10 protein-coding genes, 1 tRNA gene and 1 pseudogene are annotated in these 16,136 nt (G+C 63.0%); 4 read left to right on the forward strand and 8 right to left on the reverse strand.

Going from position 1 to position 16,136, the window contains the following annotated elements; genetic code table 11:
* Positions 1-37: 37 nt before the first annotated feature.
* Positions 38-2,284 (reverse strand): LPS-assembly protein LptD, encoded by a 2,247-nt coding sequence (locus ACODSN_RS09070; RefSeq protein ID WP_489054879.1) that lies wholly within the window; start codon positions 2,282-2,284, stop codon positions 38-40.
* A 232-nt stretch (positions 2,285-2,516) separates the two neighbouring features.
* Between ACODSN_RS09070 and ACODSN_RS09075 the strand changes: the two genes are divergently transcribed.
* The 3 genes from ACODSN_RS09075 (at position 2,517) to ndk (ending at position 4,934) form a co-directional block, all read left to right on the forward strand.
* The gene (locus tag ACODSN_RS09075; protein ID WP_489054780.1) at positions 2,517-3,962 is read left to right on the forward strand and encodes a leucyl aminopeptidase; all 1,446 of its coding nucleotides are present in this window, start codon (positions 2,517-2,519) and stop codon (positions 3,960-3,962) included.
* Positions 3,963-3,985: 23 nt separating this feature from the next.
* A complete protein-coding gene (locus ACODSN_RS09080) occupies positions 3,986-4,423 on the forward strand; it encodes a DNA polymerase III subunit chi (protein ID WP_489054782.1) in 438 nt (145 codons plus the stop codon).
* Positions 4,424-4,511: 88 nt separating this feature from the next.
* Positions 4,512-4,934: a nucleoside-diphosphate kinase gene (ndk, locus tag ACODSN_RS09085; RefSeq protein ID WP_489054784.1), complete on the forward strand. Its 423-nt coding sequence runs from the start codon at positions 4,512-4,514 to the stop codon at positions 4,932-4,934.
* Positions 4,935-5,035: 101 nt separating this feature from the next.
* Here the strand turns inward: ndk and ACODSN_RS09090 are convergent, their stop codons facing one another.
* From ACODSN_RS09090 to ACODSN_RS09105, 4 genes are all read right to left on the reverse strand, one after another.
* Positions 5,036-5,710, reverse strand: a complete 675-nt coding sequence (locus tag ACODSN_RS09090) for a glutathione S-transferase N-terminal domain-containing protein (protein ID WP_489054785.1) — start codon at positions 5,708-5,710, stop codon at positions 5,036-5,038.
* A 143-nt stretch (positions 5,711-5,853) separates the two neighbouring features.
* A complete protein-coding gene (locus tag ACODSN_RS09095; RefSeq protein ID WP_489054786.1) occupies positions 5,854-6,492 on the reverse strand; it encodes a glutathione S-transferase family protein in 639 nt (212 codons plus the stop codon).
* A gap of 61 nt (positions 6,493-6,553) precedes the next feature.
* Positions 6,554-8,230 (reverse strand): AMP-binding protein, encoded by a 1,677-nt coding sequence (locus tag ACODSN_RS09100; protein WP_489054787.1) that lies wholly within the window; start codon positions 8,228-8,230, stop codon positions 6,554-6,556.
* A 158-nt stretch (positions 8,231-8,388) separates the two neighbouring features.
* A complete protein-coding gene (locus ACODSN_RS09105; protein ID WP_489054789.1) occupies positions 8,389-9,546 on the reverse strand; it encodes a serine hydrolase domain-containing protein in 1,158 nt (385 codons plus the stop codon).
* Positions 9,547-10,050: 504 nt separating this feature from the next.
* Between ACODSN_RS09105 and ACODSN_RS09110 the strand changes: the two genes are divergently transcribed.
* On the forward strand, positions 10,051-10,947 hold the full coding sequence (locus tag ACODSN_RS09110; protein ID WP_489054790.1) for a LysR family transcriptional regulator: 897 nt from the start codon (positions 10,051-10,053) through the stop codon (positions 10,945-10,947).
* 28 nt (positions 10,948-10,975) lie between these two features.
* Here ACODSN_RS09110 and ACODSN_RS09115 read toward each other — a convergent pair.
* From ACODSN_RS09115 to rpoC, 3 genes and pseudogenes are all read right to left on the reverse strand, one after another.
* Positions 10,976-11,089 (reverse strand): annotated as a pseudogene (locus ACODSN_RS09115) (IS1595 family transposase); the annotation flags it as partial.
* Positions 11,090-11,537: 448 nt separating this feature from the next.
* Positions 11,538-11,611: transfer RNA gene (locus ACODSN_RS09120), tRNA-Gln, on the reverse strand.
* A 212-nt stretch (positions 11,612-11,823) separates the two neighbouring features.
* Positions 11,824-16,110: a DNA-directed RNA polymerase subunit beta' gene (rpoC, locus tag ACODSN_RS09125; protein WP_489054792.1), complete on the reverse strand. Its 4,287-nt coding sequence runs from the start codon at positions 16,108-16,110 to the stop codon at positions 11,824-11,826.
* Positions 16,111-16,136: the final 26 nt, after the last annotated feature.

Consider the following 16,136-nt stretch of genomic DNA (forward strand, 5'->3'; position numbering starts at 1 on the left):
AACCGGCCCTGAGCGCCGGCGGGATGCGGGCTGATCCTTATATGCCAATATTGCGAAAAGCGAGTCGTAGCTGGAAGCTACTGCCCTTTCGCGCGTCGCCGGTGGTCTGATAGTCGCGCCGCCAGGTAAAGCCGAGCGTCAGGCAGTCATCCTCATAGGCGATGCCGAGCCGGTTGCGGACCGGCTCATAGCCGTCCGCGGCGCTCAACGGGTCCTCCTTCGCGTCGGTAAGGTCGACGACGGTGGAGCCGAAAACCGACCAGAAACGGGCGAACTGCACCCGCGCGCCCAAACGCAATTCTTCCCGGTCCTGCAAATCCTCCAGCGCTGCCAGCGCATTGCGATTGAGCCGCAGATAGCTGACCTGGACATAGGTTTTCGCCGACCCGATAGTCGTGTCGATTTCATTGCGACGGACGGCGAGATGATCCTTGTCCAGCCGGAAGCGGTGCGTGAGGCTGATGAAATTCTTGTAGCGGACCGTGGTGCGCCCAACGACGTCGGACATGCGGTCGGACAGGCCGGTGCCGTCGGGCAGGATGCTCTCGCGGCTATTGAGACGATAGCTTTGCCCGATCACGCTTTCGAGGCTGAAGTCCGGCAACGACAGGCTATATTCCAGGCCATAGGTGACGCGCGTCGAATCTTCGAAACGGTCATAGCCCGCGAAGCGATTGAGGGCGAACAGGTTGCTGTCCTCCAGATCGATGGCGCGGGCATCCTCATTGGGGACCGACAGGTTCGCGATTTTCGGCGCGGCGACGATCTGGACACGTGGCGCGATACGCTGGACCCCGCCAAACGCCTCACCCATGAAGGGCCAGCGCACGTCGATCGCGGCGGCGGCGATGCCGCGCGCCTTCCAGCCGGGATCGCCGGCGTAGAGGGGATTGGTAGCCAGATCATTGTTACTGTTGTGATAGACGTCGCCACGCAGATAGGTGGTGAAGGTCACTTCCTGCCCCATGGCGGTCAGCTTGCGCAAATCCCACTGAAAGGCGGCGAAGGCGCGCTGCGTATCTTCGCCATGCGTGCGGGTGATCGCCAGGCTGTTCGCCTGAAACTGGATCTGGCCGCCCAGCAGCGGGTCTTTCATGCGCAGGCGATAGTCGATCACGGGCAGGGCGATCGGCATCTGCCCCTGCGAATCGCCGACGCGCAGCGTCTGGATGGCCCAGCCCGCGACCGAGAAATAGCTGTTTTCACCGATCCGCTGCGCGCCGATGGTCGAGCGCAGCCGATCGTCGCCGTTCAGATAATAGCGCCGCAGGAAGGTACGGTCGGTGGTGGCGCGGATCGATCCGCTGACACTCCATTCGGGCGTCAGCTGAAGGCTGCCGCTCGCGTCGACATAGCCGCGGAAATCCTTTTGCGAGTCCGCCGGAAGAGTGGCGGACGTTGTGCTGCCGGTGGCGACGCGGCTGCCATAGGTGAGATAGCCGGTGATCTCATAAGCACCGCGATCCCACAGGTGCCGATAGTTGGTTTCGATCATCGGCAGGGTGTTGGTGTAAAGGTGCGGCGTGACGGTAAGGTCGCGATTGGGCGCGAGCTTGAAATAATAGGGCAGCATCACCTCAAAACCGTTAGCCTTGTTGTAACGGAAATTGGGGGCGAGCAGGCCGCTGCCGCCATTATCGCCGACCGGATGGGACAAGGCGGGCAGGGGAATGAGCGGGATACCGAAAATCTCGACCCGGGGCCGGGTATAGGTGACGCGTTCCTTCGTCGGATCATAGACGACCTTGACCGCCTTGATCTGCCAGGTGGGTTCCTTGGGACAACCGTCATTATCCACTACCGCGCATCCGGTATAGGCGGCATGGTGCAGCGTGTAGATGCCGTTCACCCGCTCGCCGGTCAGCGCAGCCAGTCGTCCGCCTTTCTGGAGGACCAGCAGCATATTTTCGACCGCGCCATCCTTGAGCGAATCCGTCACATCGAAGCGGTCGCCATAAGCGATATTGCCATCAGGATCGGTGACGGAGACATTGCCCTGCGCCTCGACCTTGCCCGTGGTGCGGTTCCACACCACCGTATCGGCGCGCAGGCGGTTGCCGTCGCGCAGCAACTGAACATTGCCGGTGGCCGTCACGATTTCGCTGTTGCTGTCGTAGGCGAGTGCGTCGGCAGCGAAGCCGATCTGGTCGTCGCTCTGGGGCAGGGGTGCATCGGCTGCGCCGACCGGCGCGGGCGGTGTCGCGAGCTGCTGGGCAAACGCATGGGGCGCGAGCGTCAGGCATGACAGCGCCGCGCCGGCAAGCAGCGCATGGCGGGATCGCAGGAACGACAAGGGAGAATGCTGCAAAGGATCTGGCTCTGGGTCTGGCTCGATGGGGCGCGTCTCGCTTCGCCTATCGCATTGCTTGACGCGCGCCGCAATCTGTCCTCGCGCGTCTTTTCCGGGAAAATCGGCCGAACGGCTTTGCCAGAAGCGAAAAGCCGCATTATCTGGCGGATAAACGCGTCCGTTCGATGACGCCGCCACTATCCGCGCCCTGACAAGAGGATCCTCGATGGACATTATATTCAGCCCGTCCCGGCCCGTGGCCGACACATTGGTGTTCGCCGTCATCAAGGGCGCGGCCGTCGCGGCCCCGGTCGCTGCGGCTGCAACGCTGGCGGCGGGCGCGCAGGCCGCCCGCTTCAGCGGCGATGCGGGTTCGAGCTTCGAAAGCTTTGTCGAGGAAGACGGCCGTGTCGTGCGGGTGCTGCTGCTCGGTGTCGGCGCGGGAACCGATGCGGATATGGAGAAAGCGGGCGGCGCACTGACGGCCCGGCTGATTAACAGCGGCGCCACCCATGCGGCCGTCGAATTTCTGGGGAATATCGGCGGCGAAAGCGCGGCCCGGCTTGCCTTTGGCGCGCAGTTGCGGAGCTGGCGGATCGACACCTATCGCACGCGCCAGCCCGAGACCGCCAAGCCGACCCTGACGCGGATCACGATCGTATCGGCCGATGCGGCAGCGGCTTGGGATCGTTTGTCGGCGGTCGCTGCCGGCGTCGCCTTCACCCGCGAACTGGTGTCGGAGCCGGCGAACATCCTGTATCCCGAAAGCTTCGTCGAGCGGTGCCGGCATCTGGCCGACATGGGCATCACGCTGACCGTGCTCGACAGGGCGGCGATGACCGATCTGGGCATGGGCGCGCTGCTCGGGGTGGCGCAGGGTTCGGTGCGCGAGCCGCGCATCCTGGCGCTGGAATGGAACGGCACGGGTGATGCGTCGGGCAAGCCGCTGGTGCTGGTGGGCAAGGGCGTGACCTTCGACAGCGGCGGCATTTCCATCAAGCCCGGCGCTGGCATGGAGGATATGAAGTGGGACATGGGCGGCGCTGGCGCGGTCGTCGGCGCCATGAAGGCGCTGGCGGGGCGCAAGGCGAAGGCGCATGTCGTGGGCATTTGCGGCCTCGTCGAGAACATGCCCGACGGCAATGCGCAGCGGCCGGGCGATGTGGTGACGTCGATGTCGGGTCAGACGATCGAGGTCATCAATACCGACGCCGAAGGGCGGCTGGTGTTATGCGACGTCATCACCTGGGCGCAGCAGACCTACAAGCCAGACGTCGTCGTCGATCTCGCGACGCTGACCGGGGCGATGATCGTGGCGCTGGGCGATCAATATGGCGGTATCTTCGCCAATGACGATGCGCTTGCCGACGATCTGATCGCGGCGGGCAAGGCGGCGGGCGATCCGCTGTGGCGCTTCCCGTTGGGCGAGGCCTATAACAAGATGATCGACAGCCCGATTGCCGACATGAAAAATATGGGCGCGCGCTATGCCGGGTCGATCACGGCGGCGCAGTTCATCAAGCGGTTCGTCGACGAGGGCGTCAAATGGGCGCATCTCGACATCGCCGGGATGGTGTGGGCCGACAAGCCGGGCGCGACATGGGACAAGGGTGCGACCGGCTATGGAGTGCGGCTGATCGACCGGCTGGTGGCCGACAAGTTCGAGCGCTGATGCTCGCCCGATAGGGGAAAGCCGTGCAAGTCGATTTCTACCAGCTCAGCCGCGATCCCGTTGAACAGGTGCTGCCCGCTATTGCGGCGCGGCTGCTGGGCACGGGCGAGCGGCTGCTGGTGGTGGCGGACGATCCCGCGCGGCTGGCGCGCATCTCAGAGTGCCTGTGGGCGGGGCCGCCGGAAAGTTTTCTGGCGCACGGGCTGGCAGGCGACGGGCGCGAGGATGCGCAGCCGATCCTGCTGTCGGGCGCCTGCGAGGCTGCCAACGGCGCGCGGCATATCGCGATCGTGGACGGAGTCTGGCGTGAGGAAGCGCTGGGGTTCGAGCGCGTCTTTTATTTCTTCGACGCGGACACGATCGAGGATGCGCGCGTCAACTGGCGTAGCCTGTCGCGGCGTGAGGATGTCAGCCCGCGCTTCTGGCGGCAGGAGGGGCGCAAATGGGTACAAGGCCCCTGACGGGTTGAGATCAACGCACTTGCGGGATAGGAAGGCGCAGTCTAAAGGGCGCGCCATTCAATCCCACAGTCCGGAGTTTTAAAGGCTTATGGCCGCCACTCGCACCTTTTCGATCATCAAGCCCGACGCGACGCGTCGCAACCTGACGGGCGCGGTCACCAAGAAGCTGGAAGATGCCGGTCTGCGCATCGTCGCATCCAAGCGCATCCGCATGAGCCGCGAACAGGCCGAGGGATTTTATGGCGTCCACAAGGAGCGCCCCTTCTTCGCCGATCTGGTCGCCTTCATGATCTCCGGTCCGGTCGTCGTTCAGGTGCTGGAAGGCGAAGACGCCGTGAAGCGCAACCGCGACATCATGGGCGCGACCAACCCCGCCAATGCCGATGAAGGCACGATCCGCAAGGACTATGCCGAATCGATCGAAGCCAATTCGGTCCATGGTTCGGACAGCGATGAAAATGCGGCGACCGAAATCGCCTTCTTCTTCAAGCCGGAAGAAATCGTCGGCTGAAGCTGACGCTGTCTGGCGGAAAAAGGCCCGGCGCTAGATACTGAGCGGCCGGGCTTTTTCTTGCCTGTCCGCGGTGGGCTATCGGTGCGGCGTCAATGCCGTCAGGTCGTTTGCGGCGGCGATTCGAAGCGGTCGATTACCCAATCCTCCGCCTGCGCGCCGCCGATCCATTCCTGCATCCACGGATGGGCGATGACCGCATGCATATAGGCCTGCGCGAAGCGCGCGACGGGCAGTTGATAGGTGATGAGGCGGGTGACGACCGGCGCGAACATGACGTCGCCGGCACCGAACTGCCCGAACAGGAAATCGCCTTCGCCGCCATAGCGGGCGCGCGCCTGCGCCCAAAGCTGCATGATGCGGGCGAGATCCTGCGCGACCGGCTCGGACGGCGGGACCGGCGCGTAAATCTGGCGGATGTTCATGCTGTGTTCGCGGCGCAGCGCGGCGAAGCTCGAATGCATTTCGGCCGCCATCGATCGCGCCATCGCGCGCGCCGCCGGATCGGCCGGCCAGAATTTGTCGCCGCCCGTCTTTTCGTTGAGATATTCGACGATGGCCAGGCTGTCCCACACGACGATGTCGTCGCCATCCCACAGGATCGGCACCTTGCCCGAGGATGGAGCGAACTCGTCGCCCTCGCGCCGCTTTTCCCATGCCTCGTCATAGAGGGGGACGACCACCTCCTCGAACGGCAGGCCGGACAGTTTGCACGCCAGCCAGCCGCGCAGCGACCAGCTCGAATAGGCCTTGTTGCCAATGAACAGCTTCATCATGCCACCGTCTTAGCCGCCGCGAAGCGCACAAGTCGAGTGCACAGATCATGCTTATTTCTAGCGAATTATCCTTCAAAGCGCGTCGTGAGGCGTGGCGATCACGCGGTCTTGCCCGGCGCTTCCATCGGATGTCCCGTAACGCCCTAGCGCCAGGGGGGCGCCTGGGCATCGACCTGCATGGCGCGGGCGAAACCGGGACGGGCGCAAGCGCGCGCCAGATAGGCGCGCACATTCGGTCCGAAGCCGCTCCCCAGGCCGACGATCTCATCGGCCAGATACAGGCTGTAGGCGATGGCAATGTCCGCGATCGTGAACCGTCCTCCGCACAGCCACTCGCGATTTTCGAGCGCCGCTTCGACGGCCCGCAACCGGCCGAAGAACCATTTTTCATAATCGGCGGCCGGTTGTTCGGCCCGCCGTTCGGGCGTCTCAAGCTGGCGGTATCGCAGGACGATCGACTGCGGAAAGGTAAGCGTCGCATCGCTGAAAAACAGCCAGTTCAGGTACAGGGCGAAGTCCGGCTCGTCGCTCGTCAGCGCCAGCGGCGTCGGGCCATAGCGGGTGGCGAGATAGACGCAGATGGCGGACGATTCCGTCATTCTCACCTCGCCATCGACCAGAAAGGGAATGGTCCCGAGCGGGTTGATGTCGAGATAGGATTTGTCCAGCACCCTGGGCGGGAAAGGCAGGAGGATGGGCCGGTAGGGCAGCTCCATTTCCTCAAGCGCCCACAGCGGCCGCAACGAGCGCGCACCCTGGCAATGGTAGAGCATCAGCGCCATCGGAACGCCCCGGTGCCGACTGCGCTCCCCGCTTTGGCATCTGGACAGGAAGCCGACGGATTCATGTCCGCTCCCGCAGCGCCGCAGACGCGATGTCGCGCAGGAGGTGCTTCTGGACCTTGCCGGTCACGGTCATCGGGAAAGCATCGACATAATGGATGTAGCGGGGCACTTTGAAGTGCGCGATCCGGCCACGGCAATAATCGATCATCGCCTGCTCCGTCACCGCCATGCCCGCGCGGAGCCGGATGCACGCGCACACTTCCTCGCCGAATTTTTCATCGGGCACGCCCACAACCTGCACATCTTCCACGGCGTCATGCTGAAAGAGAAATTCCTCGATCTCGCGCGGATAGATATTCTCGCCGCCCCGGATGATCATATCCTTTGAGCGGCCGACGATGCGGGCATAACCGTCCGCGTCGATCACGGCCAGATCGCCGGTGCGCATCCATCCGTCCTCAATGGCTTCGGCCGTCCGCGCGGGATCCTCCCAATAGCCGAGCATGACCGCATATCCGCGCGTGCACAATTCCCCCGGAACGCCACGGGGCACGGTTTCACCCGTGGCGGGATCGGCGATCCTGACCTCCAGATGCGGCTGAACGCGCCCGATCGTGGAGACCCGGCGTTCGACCGGATCGCTAAGGGCGGTCTGGAAACTGACGGGGCTGGTTTCCGTCATGCCATAGGCGACACCGATGTCGCGCATGTGCATCCGCGTCATGACCCTGTTCATCAATTCGATCGGGCAGGGTGCGCCCGCCATGATGCCGGTGCGCAGCGACGACAGGTCGTATCGCGCGAAGTCGGGATGTTCCAGTTCCGCGATGAACATCGTCGGCACGCCATGGAGCGCGGTGCAGCGTTCGGCCTCCACCGTTTCCAGCACGGCGCCCGGATCGAACGCCGCCGATGGATAGACCATGGTCGCGCCATGCACGAGGCAGGCGAGGTTGCTCATCACCATGCCGAAACAATGATAGAGCGGCACCGGGATGCAGAGCCGGTCGCCCTCCCCCAAGCCCATGGCCAGCCCCACGAAATAGCCGTTGTTCAGCACATTTTTGTGAGACAGCGTGGCCCCCTTGGGCATGCCGGTGGTGCCGCTGGTGAACTGAATGTTGATCGGGTCGCCCGGAAGAAGCCCGGCCGCCAGATCGGCCATGGAGGCGGGGGCTGCGCGACCGCGCTCCAGCACATCCTCGAAATCGATCCAGCCGCGCCGTGGCGATCCGCCGATCTTTATCACATGCCTCAGCGCGGGCAGCCGCTCGCAGTCAATCGCGCCGTCGCTGTTCGCCAGACCGGGCACGACTTCCTCCACCATCGCGATATAGTCGCTGGTCTTGAAGCTGGCGGAGCAGATCAGTGCGGTCGCCCCGACCGCGCGCAACGTATAGTCCAGCTCGGACAGGCGGTAGGCGGGGTTGATGTTGACCTGGATCATCCCGGCGCTGGCGGTCGCGAGCTGCGCTATCGTCCATTCGGCGCAGTTGGTCGCCCACACCCCGACCCGATCGCCACGCCGCACACCGAGCGCCGCGAGACCAAGGGCGAGGGCATCTGCCGCCTCCTTCAATTCGGCCCAGGTCAGGCGTAGATTTTGATGCCGCGAAATCAGCGCGGGCTGATCGGGCCAGCTTTCCGCCGCGCGTGCCAGCGCCTGCCCGATCGTCATGTCCAGCAGCGGCGGTTTGGTGTCGCCGACCACATGGCTTATTTCATGGGGCGGCATATATTATACTCCTGATATACTTGGAAAAACGAAGTTGCACCCGCGCGCGGCGGCAGACTTGGACGCCTTCTGGCAGAGGCAGAAAGCGGGATCGCGAGGGGCCTGCCGTGGCCGGACGCACAATCCCCATCCGGCCACAGCGGGTCATTATGCGGATCTCAGCGAGCGGCCTCGGCTGCGTAGAGCGCCTCCAGCAAAGCGGCGACCCGCGTATCGATCCATTCCGGGCCGGGGTTCCGCATGGTGTTGGTCGTATAGGCGACGCCGATCCTGAGCGCCGGATCGCCAAAAGCCACGCTGCCGCCAAAGCCCGGATGGCCGAATGAAGCCGGATTCGGTCCCATCCCGCCGTCACTAAGACGAAAACCGGCGGCGTAGCGGCCAGGGACGCCCATGGCCTGATCCACGCCCGTAATGCGCTCGCGGATCGCCTGCTCCAGCACCGCCTTACTCAGCAGCTTTGGCCCGGCCTGTCCGGCATCGCTGAAGAGCGCCGCATAGAGCTTCGCCAGGCCACGCGCACTTGCGGTACCGCCGGCCGCCGGATGTCCCGCCGCGCGCCAATAGCGTTGGTTGGGAAAATCCCAGGCGATCATCGGATTGGCCAGCGCGGCCGCCATGGCTTCGGGGTTCGGGACTTCGAAATCGCCGGTCGGGGTGTCCTCCGCCCCGAACATTTCGGCATAGCGATTATCTTCCTCGATCGGCAGCCCCATGAAAACGTCGATAGCGATTTTCGAAGCAATCTCTTCCTCGTAAAAGCGGGCGATGGTGCGGCCATCGACCCGGCGGACGAGTTCGTCGCAGAGGGTGCCGATGGTCAGCGCATGATAGCCCCACAGGCCGGGACGGAAGAATGGCTCCTGCGCGGCGAGCAGGGCGGCGACGCCGTCATGGGCGATATAATCGTCCAGCGTCACCGGCTCGCGCGCGCCGACCAGACCGGCCTGGTGCGACATCATTTCGCCCACGGTGATCGCCGACTTGCCGTTCGCCGCGAACTCCGGCCAATAGGCCGAAACGGGCGTTTCATAATCAAGCTTGCCCCGGTCGACCAGCATCGCGATGCAGATCGACGCGGCGCCCTTGGTCGTGGAATTGACCCCGAAAACAGTGCGATCGGTAATAGCGACGGAGCGATCTTCAGCGCGACTTCCGCCCCACAGATCCACCAGCGCGGCGCCATCGCGATAAACGGCGAATGCCGCCCCGACGTCCTGTCCCGATGCCAGATTATCCTTGAAGGCTGCGCGCACGCCCTCATAGCCGGGGGCTACGGTTCCCTGAACCTCGACGTCGCTGGTTTCCAAACTCATCACTGCTCCCAATCTTTTCAAGATGCGCAAACCTATGCGCCCGCTTTGTCCATTGCCGCCTTGGCGCTTCGACTTTTACAGCCTTCTGCCGGACTGTTTGGAGTATATGCCGGATCTACCGGGCCGTTAGAACCGATATTCCAGCGGTGGTGCATATGTTCGCGGCTTGGCAGGCGTGAAACAAGTAGCATAGATGTGCCGGCCTTTGCGGTCGCGCCAGCGGGCGATTGCGTGGAGCAGGGGGGACGAACATCGCGCACCGCGAGCGCCACTGGTCCAAATTCTCGCATCGCTCCTCTCCCATATGGCCCGCTTGCGTGCAGACCGTTTGCCAATTTCCGCGCCAACCAGACGGATGAAAATAAGGCGGACAGCCCAATCGCCTCCTGGCCTTCGGCGCGTCCGGTGGCCAGAAATGCGGTAAGGCCGGGGCCGCGTCCAATATGAATATCGCTTTCATTTATAAGAAAATCGTCATATTCGAAGGGGCCTCCAGGATTCCGCGTGCCGATAGACCCCAAACTCATGATCGATTTCGCGGTCATCGCGGAAGAAGGCTCGTTTACCCGCGCGGCGCTCCGGCTCCGCGTCGCCCAGCCATGGCTTTCGGCGCGTATTCACAAGCTGGAAAAGATCGTGGGCTATCGTCTGTTCGATCGCACGACGCGAAGCCTGTCCCTGACCGGACCGGGGGCCGAACTGTTCGAAGCAGCCCGTAATGTCGCAACGGCGGCGGATGCGGCCGAACGGCTGGCGCGGCAGCTTGGCCGCAGGGACAGAGGCGTCCTCCGGATCGGCGCGCCGCCCTATTCCAAGATCATTCGGGAGCGGCGTGAACTGATCGCCGCCTTTACCCTGGCCCATCCCACTGTGAGTGTGGAAATCGAGAGCGGCTGGTCGCTGCCGCTGCTCGATCGCGTTGACCGGGGCGACCTCGACCTCGCCTTCATCATGGGCGATGTCGATTCCGCATGCGTCGAAAGCCTGGTCCTCAAACAATATGGCGCGGCGCTCAGCGTGGATCTCCATCACCCCTGGGCCAGTGCATCCTCCATTCCGCCACAGGCGACGGCCGGTCGTCCTGTCGAGGTGTTCGTCCGCAATCTCAATCCCGGCCTGTGGGATCGGCTCCATGCGCCGTTGATTGAAGTCGGCGCGCATCTGGTCGAAGTGCCGGAAATGGCGGAGGGCGCGCCGGACAGGATGTCATCGCCAGATGCCATCGCCGCCTATTTCGATTTTGGATCGGACAATGCGGGTTCGACGAATGTCGTTCGCATTCCGCTGGCCGCTCCGCCAACGGTCGCTTTTCGGCTGGTGCGCCATATTGCTCAGCCGTCCAGAGCCGGCGAGGCATTCTGGCAGTTCGCGCGCTTTCGGGGCGGGGGGCGCACTGAATAGCTGCCGTCGGAATGAGGTCTCCCCCAATTGCGAGGATGTCGCGATATTCCAGCTTGCGGCTCGCAAACATGGTTTGGGATGTCACGGAAAACTGGCGATGACATGCCTTGCATTTGAACTTTCGCCGCATCTTGATCTCATAGAGCGCTGCACAAGTGTACCAGACGCAGTACGGTGTCTTCGTTCTCAGCGTAATGAATTGCTACGACGCCACATAGGCTTCCTCTTCGGACCTGCGAGCCACGACTACCGCATGAGCCGAACGGCACCGGTAGGTGATGGACAAAAGGCTTGATCGCTGGCGTCTGTTCCCGCCTCCATGCTGGGTCCACATCTTCGAGAAGCATGGCGGCGCTCTCGATCAACGCCTCCAGTCTCGGAATCCGAGCCTCAAGCTCGGCGAGTGTGGCAATCTCTCGTTTGATCCGGGCGATATTCCCGTGAACCTCCCGAAGCTGCCCGGTCAGGGCTGAATAGCGCTTCTCAAGGGAATGGCGAAGATTGGTGATACCCATCAGCCAAAGATAGCTGGCGGCGGGCTGGAAGGGCCAGATAGCCCTTGGTGCGTTTGCTACCTAATACCGAAATAATGGATGCCCGACAAGGACTCGAACCTTGATTGACGGAGTCAGAGTCCGCTCTCTTACCATTAGAGGATCGGGCATTAGACACGGGATAACCCGCATCGGAAGCGCGCAAATAGGCTGGTGCGGCACGTCGGTCAAGGGGGATTGGCTACATTCCGTATCAACGCGCCCAAAAGCAAAGCCCGCCGGACCAGCGTAGGTCCGGCGGGCTTCCTCGACGATCTTTAAGGATCGAAGGGCATGGGAGCCGCTCCCTAGATAGGGAGCGCCTCCCGGCCTTTCAAACCCCTCAGCCCTCGTCGCTTTTGAGCAGATAATCGCCCGCATCGGCGTCAGTGCCGTGGGTTTCCCCGCCGACCGCGCCCAGCGGATCGTCGCCGATCGCGGCTTCGGGACCCTGCGCCAGTTCCGCCTTATGCTCCGCAGCGGCGGACTTCGGCGCGATCAGGTCGATCTGGCTCGATGCCCGCAATGCGGCCCGCAGCGCCGCATCACGCGACGAGGCGGCGACCCGCAGACGGTTCATGCCAGCGCCCGTGCCCGCCGGGATCAGGCGGCCGACGATGACGTTTTCCTTCAGGCCGACGAGCGTGTCCTTCTTGCCCTGAACCGCCGCCTCGGTGAGGACGCGGGTGGTTTCCTGGAAGGACGCCGCCGAGATGAACGAACGCGTCTGGAGCGAGGCCTTGGTGATGCCGAGCAGCACCGGCTTGCCGGCGGCAGGCGCAAAACCGGGCGCGAGCTTGGCGTTGATCTCGTCCATTTCCTCGCGGTCGATCTGCTCGCCCACCAACAAGGTGGTGTCGCCGGACTCGATGATCTCGACCTTTTGCAGCATCTGACGAACGATCGTCTCGATATGCTTGTCGTTGATCTTCACGCCCTGCAAGCGATAGACTTCCTGGATTTCGGCGACCAGATATTCCGCGAGCGGCTCGATGCCGAGCACTTCGAGAATATCGTGCGGATCGGGTGAACCGCCGATCAGATTGTCGCCGCGCTTGACATAGTCGCCTTCCTGAACGTCGATCGCCTTGCTCTTGGGGATCAGATATTCGACCGGCTCGCCGCCATCCTCGGGATTGATGGCGATCTTGCGCTTCGCCTTATAGTCCTTGAGGAACTGGACGCGGCCCGAGACCTTGGCGATGATCGCATTGTCCTTGGGCTTGCGCGCCTCGAACAGCTCGGCCACGCGCGGCAGACCGCCCGTGATGTCGCGAGTCTTGGCGGCTTCGCGCGATACACGCGCCAGCACGTCACCGGCCTGCACCGTCTGGCCATCCTCGACCGACAGCATCGCGCCGATGGCAAGCATGTAGCGTGCCGCTTCGCCCGAACCGTCATCCAGCAGGGTGATGCGCGGACGCAGATCCTCCTTCGAACGGGTCGATCCGCGATGCTCCGTGACGACCTTCTGGGAAATACCCGTCGCTTCGTCGGTCTGCTCGGTCAGCGTCTTGCTGTCGATCAGGTCGACATATTTCACGATGCCGCCCTTTTCGGTGATGACCGGCATGGTGAACGGATCCCACTCGGCGATCCGGTCGCCCAGCTTCACCTTGGCGTCGTTCTCGAACAGGATCGTCGCACCATAGGGCAGGCGATGAACGGCGCGTTCGCGCCCTTCATTGTCGATGATCGCCAGCTCGCCGTTGCGGGCGAGGCTGAGGCGACGGCCACGGCTGTCGGTGATCGTGGGCATGTCGCGCAGTTCCAGGGTGCCGTCTGCGACGGCCTCCAGGTTCGACGTTTCATTGAGCTGCGCCGCGCCGCCGATGTGGAAGGTCCGCATCGTCAACTGCGTGCCCGGCTCGCCGATCGACTGCGCCGCGATGACGCCGACCGCCTCGCCGATGTTCACCGGCGTACCACGGGCAAGATCACGCCCGTAGCATTTCGCGCACACGCCCATCTTGCTTTCGCAGATCAGCGGCGAGCGGATCTTGACCGCCTGCGTGCCGATCGCCTCGATCGACGCGATCATCGGCTCGTCCAGCAGGGTGCCGATCGGGATCAGCACGCTGTTGTCCTTGCTGTCGACGATATCTTCGGCCGTGGTACGGCCAAGGATGCGTTCGCCGAGCGATGCGATGACCGAGCCGCCCTGAACGATCGCCTTCATCTCCAGCGCGCGATCGGTGCCGCAATCCTCCTCGACGATGGTGCAATCCTGCGACACGTCGACCAGACGGCGGGTCAGATAGCCCGAGTTCGCCGTCTTGAGCGCGGTGTCGGCCAGGCCCTTGCGCGCGCCGTGGGTGGAGTTGAAATATTCAAGGACGGTCAGGCCTTCCTTGAAGTTCGAGATGATCGGCGTTTCGATGATCTCGCCCGACGGCTTGGCCATCAGGCCGCGCATGCCCGCAAGCTGCTTCATCTGCGCCTGGCTACCACGCGCACCCGAGTGCGCCATCATGTAGATCGAGTTGATCGGCGCAAGACGGCCGGTCTTCGGATCCTTGGGCTGGGCGCGGATCTCGTCCATCATCGCGTTCGCCACCACGTCGCCGCAACGGCTCCAGGCGTCGATCACCTTGTTGTACTTTTCCTGCTGGGTAATCAGGCCGTCCTGATATTGTTGCTCGTAATCGGCCACCAGCGCCTTGGTCTCGGCGACCGTGCCTTCCTTCGAATCCGGGATGACCATGTCGTCCTTGCCGAACGAAATGCCCGCCTGGAACGCGTGCTTGAAGCCCAACGACATGATCGCGTCGGCGAACAGCACCGTGTCCTTCTGGCCGGTGTGACGATAGACCTCGTCGATCACGTCGCCGACATCCTTCTTGGTGAGAAGGCGGTTGACCGCGTCGAAGGGCACCTTGTGGCTCTGCGGCAGGCATTCGCCCAGCAGCATGCGGCCCGGCGTCGTTTCGAACCGCTTCATATATTGCTTGCCGGCCTCGTCCGTCTGCGGAACGCGGCTGATGATCTTCGAATGCAGCGTCACCGCCTTGGCATAAAGCGCCTGATGCACTTCTTGCATGTCGGCCAGCAGCATGCCTTCGCCCGGCTCGCCTTCGCGCTCCATCGACAGATAATAGATGCCCAGCACCATGTCCTGCGACGGCACGATGATCGGCTTGCCGTTGGCGGGCGAGAGGATGTTGTTGGTCGACATCATCAGCACGCGCGCTTCCAGCTGCGCCTCAAGGCTCAGCGGAACGTGGACGGCCATCTGGTCACCGTCAAAATCGGCGTTGAAGGCCGAGCAGACGAGCGGGTGAAGCTGGATCGCCTTGCCTTCGATCAGGACGGGTTCGAACGCCTGAATGCCGAGACGGTGAAGCGTCGGCGCGCGGTTGAGCATCACGGGATGCTCGCGGATCACCTCGTCCAGAATGTCCCAGACTTCCTTGCGCTCCTTTTCGACCCACTTCTTGGCCTGCTTCAAGGTCATGGACAGACCCTTGGCGTCGAGGCGGGCGTAGATGAACGGCTTGAACAGTTCGAGCGCCATCTTCTTGGGCAGGCCGCATTGATGCAGCTTGAGTTCGGGACCAGTCACGATGACCGAACGGCCCGAATAGTCGACGCGCTTGCCGAGCAGGTTCTGGCGGAAGCGGCCCTGCTTGCCCTTGAGCATGTCGGACAGCGACTTGAGCGGACGCTTGTTCGCGCCGGTGATGACACGGCCGCGACGGCCATTGTCGAACAGGGCGTCGACCGCTTCCTGCAACATGCGCTTTTCGTTGCGGACGATGATGTCCGGCGCGCGCAGTTCCATCAGCCGCTTCAGACGGTTGTTGCGGTTGATGACGCGGCGATACAGATCGTTGAGATCCGACGTCGCGAAACGGCCGCCGTCCAGCGGCACCAGAGGGCGCAGTTCTGGCGGGATCACCGGCACGACGTCCAGGATCATCCATTCGGGACGGTTGCCCGATTCCAGGAAGCTTTCGACGACCTTGAGCCGCTTGATGATCTTCTTGGGCTTCAGTTCCGACTTGGTGACGGCCAGCTCGTCCAGCAGGATCTGCTTTTCGCCTTCGAGGTCGAGGTCCATCAGCATCTGCTTGACCGCTTCCGCGCCGATCCCGGCGGAGAAGGCGTCCTCGCCATATTGATCCTGCGCGTCGAGCAGCTCGTCTTCATTGAGCAGCTGATATTTGTCGAGCGTGGTCAGGCCCGGTTCGATGACGATATAGGATTCGAAATAGAGCACGCGCTCAAGCTGCTTCAACTGCATGTCGAGCAACAGGCCGATGCGCGAGGGCAGCGATTTGAGGAACCAGATATGCGCGACCGGCGCGGCCAGTTCGATATGGCCCATCCGCTCGCGGCGAACCTTGCTCACCGTGACTTCGACACCGCACTTCTCGCAGACGATGCCCTTATATTTCATGCGCTTATATTTGCCGCACAGGCATTCATAATCCTTGATCGGGCCAAAGATACGCGCGCAGAACAGGCCGTCACGCTCGGGCTTGAACGTGCGATAGTTGATGGTTTCGGGCTTCTTGATCTCGCCGAAAGACCAGGACCGGATGCGCTCGGGCGAGGCAAGGCCGATCTGGATCTGGTCGAAGGTCTCGGTCTTGGCGACCGGATTGGCGAAGTTGGTCAGTTCGTTCATGTTTTCATTCCCTCATGAGGGCAAAA

The sequence above is a fragment of the Sphingobium sp. FG11 genome (assembly GCF_057809915.1).

What these genes read in the sequence shown, in the direction of transcription:
- ACODSN_RS09075 (WP_489054780.1), top strand. Translation starts at nt 2,517, where the DNA reads ATGGACATTATATTCAGCCCGTCCCGGCCCGTGGCCGACACATTGGTG.
- ndk (WP_489054784.1), top strand. Translation starts at nt 4,512, where the DNA reads ATGGCCGCCACTCGCACCTTTTCGATCATCAAGCCCGACGCGACGCGT.
- ACODSN_RS09090 (WP_489054785.1), bottom strand. Translation starts at nt 5,710, where the DNA reads ATGATGAAGCTGTTCATTGGCAACAAGGCCTATTCGAGCTGGTCGCTG.
- ACODSN_RS09095 (WP_489054786.1), bottom strand. Translation starts at nt 6,492, where the DNA reads ATGGCGCTGATGCTCTACCATTGCCAGGGTGCGCGCTCGTTGCGGCCG.
- ACODSN_RS09100 (WP_489054787.1), bottom strand. Translation starts at nt 8,230, where the DNA reads ATGCCGCCCCATGAAATAAGCCATGTGGTCGGCGACACCAAACCGCCG.
- ACODSN_RS09105 (WP_489054789.1), bottom strand. Translation starts at nt 9,546, where the DNA reads ATGAGTTTGGAAACCAGCGACGTCGAGGTTCAGGGAACCGTAGCCCCC.
- rpoC (WP_489054792.1), bottom strand. Translation starts at nt 16,110, where the DNA reads ATGAACGAACTGACCAACTTCGCCAATCCGGTCGCCAAGACCGAGACC.